A 7,706-nucleotide genomic window follows, 5' to 3' on the forward strand; every position below is an offset into this window, starting at 1 on the left:
GCGTCAATCCATTCGTTACAAGTAGATGGGTTATTGGAACTGTAATCAACTCGCGCATTCCTCCATCAACATGGACTCCTAGCACCTTCATATCGGTGCAGCAATTTGTTTTCCCATAGCGGCAAGCAATACAATCGCCGCAATGCATATAAGGAATGATGCTTACCTGATCACCGACCTTAACGATGTCTCCCCGTCCATCCACCTGCTCTACCGTACCTGCGAGTTCATGACCAAGTACTTTAGGATAAGTGAAAAACGGCTGATTCCCTTTAAAAGCATGCAAATCTGTTCCGCATATTCCAATTCTGCGAATACGGACTATTGCAGTCCCAGGCTCTAATGCAGGTTCCTCCTGCTCAACTAACCGCAATTCATCAATTTGTTCACAAACAATTGCTTTCACCCCGCAGCACCCCCTTACACCATCGTATTCACATTATATTCCGCTCTACCTCTTATCCAAGACCGATTATGGATGGGCTCCAAAATAGCTAATACCTCTCCCAGCAGCTGTTCGTCAAGCGATTCATTCGCCCACTCGATATTTTTGCGTATGTTGTCTGGATTAGCAGTACTTACGAGCGTCGTGGGGATACGTTCATTCGACGTCGAATACTGTACCGCTAGCTTCGTAATATCTGCCCCTTTTGCAGCGCAATGTTCAGCAGCCTTCTTGCAAAGCTCTTGAATAGGAGCACCGACAGGATGCCAATCGGCAGCAGGACGGGTACTCAGCAAGCCCATCGATAATGGCGAAGCACTAACAAGTCCAACCTGCTTCTCCTCCAAAAGCGGCAAAGCGTCGAGTAGCGAAGTATCATTTAATGAGTAATGGCAGTATGACAGCATAGCATCAAGCTCCCGATAAGCGAGCGACTTTTCAAACACAGCCAGCGGTAATCCCGATACGCCAGAAAACCGGATTTTACCTTGCTGCTTCAGCTTATCCAATGCCGGAAATGCACCTTCTGCAACCTGCTCAAAAGGAACAAACTCAATATCATGCAAAAATAATATATCTATATAGTCCGTCTGCAAACGCTGCAAGCTTTCATCCACACTGCTTATAATTCGCTTTTCCGAAAAGTCAAAGCTATCCGATCCATAACGGCCAGCCTTCGTTGATAGAATAAACTTATCTCTAGGCAGCTCTGCAATTGCTTTACCGAGCACCTTCTCCGCCTTAGTTAAGCCATAGTACGGCGATACATCAATCAAATTAATACCCATATCTACAGCTGTATGCACGGTACGAACACTTTCCGCTTCATCTGTTTCCCGGAATACCGATCCGAGTGACGATGCACCAAAGCTAAGTACAGACACTTCCAGCCCTGTTTTCCCGAGCTTCCGATACTTCATCCAACATCACTCCACATCCCATACAATAGCTATCTTCATAAAATAACGCCGTCTTTAAAAATAGCAATTTCCTTAAAGCCGTTTCGTTCATTCTTGGTTTGCGATTCCCCGGATGCTAGGCTAATTAGCTGCTCCCATAGCTCATCCGTCAGCATCTCCATACTTTTGTCCTCAAGAAGCTGACCTGYGTTGAAATCGATCCAGTTTTTCTTCCGGCCGGCAAGCTCACTATTTGTAGCGATTTTAACGGTTGGCACCGGACCGCCGAATGGTGTCCCTCTGCCTGTTGTAAACAGAACAATATGCGCTCCGCCCGCGGACAATGCAGTTACCGATACGAGATCATTGCCTGGCGCTTCCAGCAAATTGAGCCCGCTATTCGTAATCCGCTCACCGTAAGCCACAACATCCTGTAMAATCGCATGCCCACCCTTCTGAGTGCAGCCAAGAGACTTTTCCTCCAGCGTGCTTATTCCGCCTGCCTTGTTACCTGGAGATGGGTTTTCATAAATTTCTTGATCATGCCTTATAAAATACTGCTTAAAATCATTGACTAAATGAACGATTTTATGAAAAACCTGCTCGTCCGCGGCACGGTTCATCAATATCGTCTCGGCGCCAAACATCTCCGGCACTTCCGTTAGAATCGCCGTTCCTCCTGATGCAATCAGACGATCAGACACCGCTCCGACAAGCGGATTAGCAGTAATGCCCGATAATCCATCCGAGCCTCCGCACTTCAGACCAAGCTTCAGCTTCGAGACGGGTACCGGCTCACGCTTATAACTCTCTGCATATCTGACTAGCTCTTCGATTAACTCTAGAGCATCCTCAATTTCGTCCTCTGCTTCTTGCGACTTCAAGAACTTAATTCGATCCGGACTATGCTCGCCAATTGCTTGCTTGAACGAATCAATTTGATTATTTTCACAGCCGAGACCGACCACAAGCACGCCGGCTGCATTTGGATGATTCGCCAGTGATGCGAGCAGCTTTTGTGTATGAACCAGATCATCACCTAGCTGCGAGCAGCCGAATGGATGAGCGAAATGAAACACACCATCAATTCGTCCCTCGTAAAGCGTATTTGCTCTTTTTGCTATCAGCTCACAGGTCTTATTAATGCAGCCAACCGTATTAATAATCCAAATTTCATTACGTATGCCGACTTCGCCATTTTCGCGAATGAAGCCTTGAAATGTACGCCCCACATCAGCTGATGCTGATGCTTTGCTCTCCTTTACATGAGCCTGAGGCTCGTACGAGTAATCCAGAATACCTTTCAAGCCAGTACCCATATTATGCGTGTGTACCCAAGTGCCTGGCTCGAGATCTTCCTTCGCTTTACCGATCGAGTAGCCAAACTTCAGCACGTCATCACCCTTGTGAACAGCTCGGGTTACTATTTTATGACCCTTCTCCACATCGTCCAGCAGCTCCAACGTATGTGACCCACCACTGCCGTCCAGCAACAGCTTATCTCCTTTGGCAAAAGACTGAAGCGCAATAACGACATGGTCATCCTCATGTAGTCGAATCCAGCTATTCATTCGTTAATCACTCCATTTCTACTATATTTGAGCTTACTTTGGCGGCAAGCTCTGGCCATTCTGCTGCTATATCTAACCCCCAGATTTCTTCTAGGCTTAGCAGCTTCATCACGCTTTGTTCCGTCGACCAGCCCTGTTCATCCGACTTCAGCCACACGGCTGCAATTTTCTCCAGCATCGCAGCATCATCGCGAACGATATAGGAAGCTCCGCTAAGTGTTGCTCCTTCATACCCGCCGTTTACCTGTTTCACCTTGTAATACCTTAGTAAACCAGCAAATGCTAACGCCAACCCTGTCGGTACGGACTCGCCGCGTTCCCTATATGCAAGCAAAGATGGAAGCAGACGCACTTTAAACTTGCTCAAGCTGTTCATAGCGATGTTCGCCAACCGATGGCGAATAAACGGATTCAAGAAACGTTCATATACATCCGATGCATAGGCACGCAGTTCTTCAACCGAAATTGGTAGTACAGGTATGATTTCCTGCTCAACAGTATTCCGTACTAATTCTCCTAGCACCTGATGCTCCATCGCTTCGCGAACCTGCTCCATATCCTGGAGCAATCCAATCGGAGTCATTAACGTGTGAGCACCGTTCAGGATACGCACTTTCCTCAGTTGAAAAGGTCTCAGATCATCTACCCAATGCACATTGAGTCCCGCCTTCTGCAGAGGCAGCAGTTCTTCAAGCTGTGGATCCGCTTCAATCGCCCATAAATGATACGGCTCAGTTGTACTCAACATAGGGTCTGAGTAACCCCATTCATTAAACCATGCCTCCGCCTGTGCCTCATCCGGATAACCGGTTACGATTCGATCAACGAGCGAGTTTAGAAAACGGTTATGCTCCAAAACCCATTGCTTAAATGCTTCAGAATAACCCCAATCATCGCTGTATTTTAAAATACAGCTGCGAAGCTCATCGCCATTCCGCTCTAGCAGCTCACAGGGCAAACAAATTAAACCACGCTTCGGATCGCCATTAAAATAAGTAAATCTTCTATATAAAAGCTGGGTCAGCTTACCTGGAAATGACTGTATCGGCTGACCCTCTATAAGTTCTTCAGGACGATAGACAAGACCCGCTTCCGTTGTATTCGAGACGACAATCTGCAGTTCACTATTTTCAGCTAATGCTAAATAGTCATCCCAATTGGAATAAGGATCAAAAACCTTGCTGAATACGGAAATCACTTCTTTACGCTGCACGCTCTCACCATTTTCCAAGCCTCGAATGACCAATGTGTATAAGCCATCTTGTTTAGCCAGTGCTTCAATCTTCGGTTTTCCGCCTGGTCTAGGCTGTATAACTGCGATACTGCCTTTATATAGTCCTTGTTTCTTAGACTCGTAAATCATCCAGTCGAAAAAACCACGTAAAAAGTTACCCTCGCCTATTTGCAGCACAGTTATCGGACCGCTGACCGTCTCTTCAAAGCTCAGAAGCTGCTCTTCATTTAAGTGACTTCGATTCAGGGTTGTCATCGTTTATAAAACTCCTTCGCATTTAGTCCGAATAACCGCTGCTGCTGAGCTTCCGTCCATGATGCTGGAATCGCCGCTTGCAAAACATCAATAACCTCATCATAGGTCGCCGCAAGCAAACACACTGGCCAGTCACTTCCAAACATCACTCGATCAGCACCAAACACTTCAATTACATGAGCAATGTAGGCTGTAAAGTCAGAAGGCTTCCAATTGCTATGATCAGCTTCAGTCACCATACCCGATAGCTTGCAATAAATGTTCGGATGCGAAGCGATTTGCCTCATTTGGCTTTGCCACGGCTCCATTACTCCATCACGAATTCTCGGCTTTGCAATATGATCAATTACAGCACGCAATCCAGGAACGCGCTCCAGAAGTCGGACAACCGGTTCGAGCTGATGCGATACAACGAGCAAATCAATCGGTACATCTAATTCGGCAAAATAAGTGAGCGCTTCCACAAAGCTAGGCTCAAGCACCGCATTCGCATCCGTCATCTCCTGAATCATGACACGAAAGCCAACAAACTTCGGATGACGCGCGAACCGTTCATAATGACTGCGATATTCGGGATCAGCAAGATCAAGCCACGCTACCACACCAACAATTGTATCTTCCGTTTCACTTAACTCCAGTAAATAATCCGTTTCCTCTAGCGTAGCTGCCGCTTGTACGACGATCGTGCCCTCTATTTGATGTTTATTTAATTGCGGCTCCAAATGCTCTGGTAGAAAATCACGATTCAGCACCGGAATCTCCGGCGTTAACCAACCATAATCTCCCCGATCAATTTTCCAGTAATGCTGGTGTGCATCTAATCTCATTCGATTCGCCTCTTTTCTAATGTCTACTAGTCTTCTTCATTATAAAAAACAATTTCGAAGGTTTAAATGTTCAATTAGCTCTTATTTGTACTCTATTTTGATATTTGCTAAAATGAAGCTGAATAATACTGAAAGTGAGTTGGTTTGGATGAATCCGTACCGAAAAAAGTTCGATACAACAACCGCGTTTCCATTCGAGTATGTCTATCAAGATACAAAAAGCGCGCAAACAGAGCTTCCCGACCATATTCACGACTGGTATGAAATTGTATATATCTATAACGGAAGAGGAACTTTTTTTATTGATCAAACGATATATGACGCAGTTCCCGGCGATGTATTTATGATTCCTGGAAACACCATTCACCGTTCCTTTCCTGATCCGGACGACCCGAAAACATCAACAGCTTTATTTTTTAATGCTTCCTTTGTCCATAGCTCGCCGCTCGGCGATTCGTTCTCTTATTTACGCTGTTTTGAGCAAGCCAAGCGTCGGAAGGCATACAAACTATCTCCCGATACTTCCGATAAACAGCAAATCGTACAGTTAATTGACCGTATTCATGCCGAAAATAAAGATGAACAGCTGGGTTATCGTCAAGCTATACTGCTGCATGTACAGCATTTATTGCTGCTGTTAGGCCGCAGCATTTCAGCAACGAATGGCGACCAAGCAGAGTCAACTGCTCATCCCAGCTGGATGACGAACATTTTAACCTATATTGATGAGCATCTGGATAGCCCGCTCGGCTTATCCCAGCTTGCGAAGCGAGCATCCGTAACACCTGCTCACTTCTCACGTGTATTCAAAAAGCTGACAAGCCTAAACGTAACGGAATATGTAACGACAAAAAGAATTATCCGCGCCACTGAGCTGCTGCTTGAGTCAGACGTTAATATCGCCGACATTGCTGAGCGCTGCGGCTTTGAGAGTTTGCCCCATTTTCACCGCATGTTCAAGAAAATGACAGGCATGACACCCGCACACTACAAGAAGAACGAATAATTGATGGCCAGTAACAGCAGATATTATGAAAATCGCTTTTAAGGGCAAGCAATGTTTACGCACTTAATAAGAAGGAATGACAAAAAAAAAGCTGCCACTCGGCAGCTTTTACATTGAGATAATACTTAGATCAATTAGTTAGATCAATTAGTTAGATCAATTAGTTAGATCAATTACTTAAATCAAATATGCAAATTCCCTTTCATTACGCACCGAACAACCGCATGAGCAATATCCCTGCAAATGCGAGCGTAATTCCAGTCACTTCAACCTTAGTGAACTTATCCTTCACAACAAACCGCGTATACAGTAGAACAATTAATACGTTGAGTGCCGTAACTGCTGATACGAGGCCAGCCTTTCCAAGATCAAACGCTGTCACGATAAACATCATACCTACCGCATTCGTTGTACCAACTGCCAGCCCAACCAAAAAAGTGCGTTTGCCACTCCAGCCTACCGTTTCTTTAGCTGCTGCTGCAGTCTCAGATACAGAAAAAGCCGATACATGCACCGCGCCGCCTGTGGCTGCCACTTTATGAGGTAACCGTTCCTTTTGCTGACTCCGTTCTTTCTGCAAATCCTTCAGCCACCAGATTCCAAAACAGCTTGCACCCGTCACGAACATAAAGAACATGGTCGGAAACAGCTCCGCTTCCATCATCGTCGACCATTTACCTGACAAATCATTCGCCGCAAACAACACCAACGCGAGTAAGCCCCACTGGGCACCTTGGAGGTTACGCAGTGAAATATCGTTAGACAGACGAACCAGCAACACGCCACCTACGATTATAATAAATGCAATGAGCTGCATAGCGTGCAATTTTTCGCCCCATAGCCCAAATGCAACAATCACGACAATGACCGATGGTAGAGCTGTTAATATCGCAACAAGCGATGCTTTACCGACTGCAAAGCCTTTAAACATACTCGCATTAGCTCCAAAAGAAAACAAACCCATTTGGATACCGATTAGCGCAGCCATCGTCCAATTTGATGAAAAAGCAAACGCACATACTCCGTTTATAATAGCTCCCATAGTAAATGTGCCGCAGAGCAATAAATTCCGATTAAGCGGTTTTTGACTAGTCCAATGATATAAAATGCCCCGCAATCCAAAGCAAAGAGCTGCGAATACCGAATAAGTAAGCCACATGAGATGAGAAAGCCCCTTTCCATTTCAAAGCAGTGCTAGTGATAAGCACAATAGTTCTTATCATAACAAGCACAGCCAGTTTTGTCTCCATGGAAAGGTGATTTGTTTATGCCTTCTCACCATATCTTTTCCTCTCATCCCCCTTGCGAAACTCAAATTTGAGGCTTGCTAGTATAAGATGGCGCCGCGCTTCAACAGCTCTGCTTGGACAAGATCTGCCTTCAGCTCACCTGGAGCCAACGATTGCTTGGCAGATAAAGCAGCAGTAATGCCAGCCGCCTCTCCAAGCGCTATCGATACAGACATGACC

7 protein-coding genes are annotated in these 7,706 nt (G+C 45.7%); 1 reads left to right on the top strand and 6 read right to left on the bottom strand.

The genetic code is table 11. The annotated features are described in order from the left end of the window. The 5 genes from AC1DWN_RS22675 to AC1DWN_RS22695 all read right to left on the bottom strand — a co-directional run. On the bottom strand, positions 1-406 hold a 406-nt coding region (locus AC1DWN_RS22675), incomplete at its 3' end, for an alcohol dehydrogenase catalytic domain-containing protein (RefSeq protein WP_477561169.1). Between the two features lie 14 nt (positions 407-420). Further along, positions 421-1,365, bottom strand: a complete 945-nt coding sequence (locus tag AC1DWN_RS22680; protein ID WP_477561170.1) for an aldo/keto reductase — start codon at positions 1,363-1,365, stop codon at positions 421-423. A 35-nt stretch (positions 1,366-1,400) separates the two neighbouring features. Beyond that, complete coding sequence (locus AC1DWN_RS22685) at positions 1,401-2,915, bottom strand: UxaA family hydrolase (RefSeq protein ID WP_477561171.1); 1,515 nt, start codon at positions 2,913-2,915, stop codon at positions 1,401-1,403. 7 nt (positions 2,916-2,922) lie between these two features. After that, a complete protein-coding gene (locus AC1DWN_RS22690; RefSeq protein WP_477561172.1) occupies positions 2,923-4,404 on the bottom strand; it encodes a tagaturonate reductase in 1,482 nt (493 codons plus the stop codon). Continuing rightward, on the bottom strand, positions 4,401-5,231 hold the full coding sequence (locus tag AC1DWN_RS22695) for an amidohydrolase family protein (RefSeq protein WP_477561173.1): 831 nt from the start codon (positions 5,229-5,231) through the stop codon (positions 4,401-4,403). The genes AC1DWN_RS22690 and AC1DWN_RS22695 overlap by 4 nt, the downstream gene beginning before the upstream one ends. A 148-nt stretch (positions 5,232-5,379) precedes the next feature. Here AC1DWN_RS22695 and AC1DWN_RS22700 point away from each other — a divergent pair, with 148 nt between their 5' ends. Continuing rightward, entirely contained in the window at positions 5,380-6,237 is an 858-nt protein-coding gene (locus AC1DWN_RS22700) for an AraC family transcriptional regulator (RefSeq protein WP_477561174.1), read from the top strand. 205 nt (positions 6,238-6,442) lie between these two features. On the opposite strand, the gene AC1DWN_RS22705 is transcribed toward AC1DWN_RS22700, so the two are convergent. Beyond that, on the bottom strand, positions 6,443-7,396 hold the full coding sequence (locus tag AC1DWN_RS22705) for an EamA family transporter (protein WP_477561175.1): 954 nt from the start codon (positions 7,394-7,396) through the stop codon (positions 6,443-6,445). Positions 7,397-7,706 lie beyond the last annotated feature (310 nt).

Source organism: Paenibacillus sp. P4_A7, from assembly GCF_056402455.1.

Bases quoted from the DNA above. Each gene is read 5' to 3' on its own strand.
- AC1DWN_RS22690 (WP_477561172.1), bottom strand. From the start codon at position 4,404: ATGACAACCCTGAATCGAAGTCACTTAAATGAAGAGCAGCTTCTGAGC.
- AC1DWN_RS22680 (WP_477561170.1), bottom strand. From the start codon at position 1,365: ATGAAGTATCGGAAGCTCGGGAAAACAGGGCTGGAAGTGTCTGTACTT.
- AC1DWN_RS22695 (WP_477561173.1), bottom strand. From the start codon at position 5,231: ATGAGATTAGATGCACACCAGCATTACTGGAAAATTGATCGGGGAGAT.
- AC1DWN_RS22700 (WP_477561174.1), top strand. From the start codon at position 5,380: ATGAATCCGTACCGAAAAAAGTTCGATACAACAACCGCGTTTCCATTC.
- AC1DWN_RS22705 (WP_477561175.1), bottom strand. From the start codon at position 7,396: ATGTGGCTTACTTATTCGGTATTCGCAGCTCTTTGCTTTGGATTGCGG.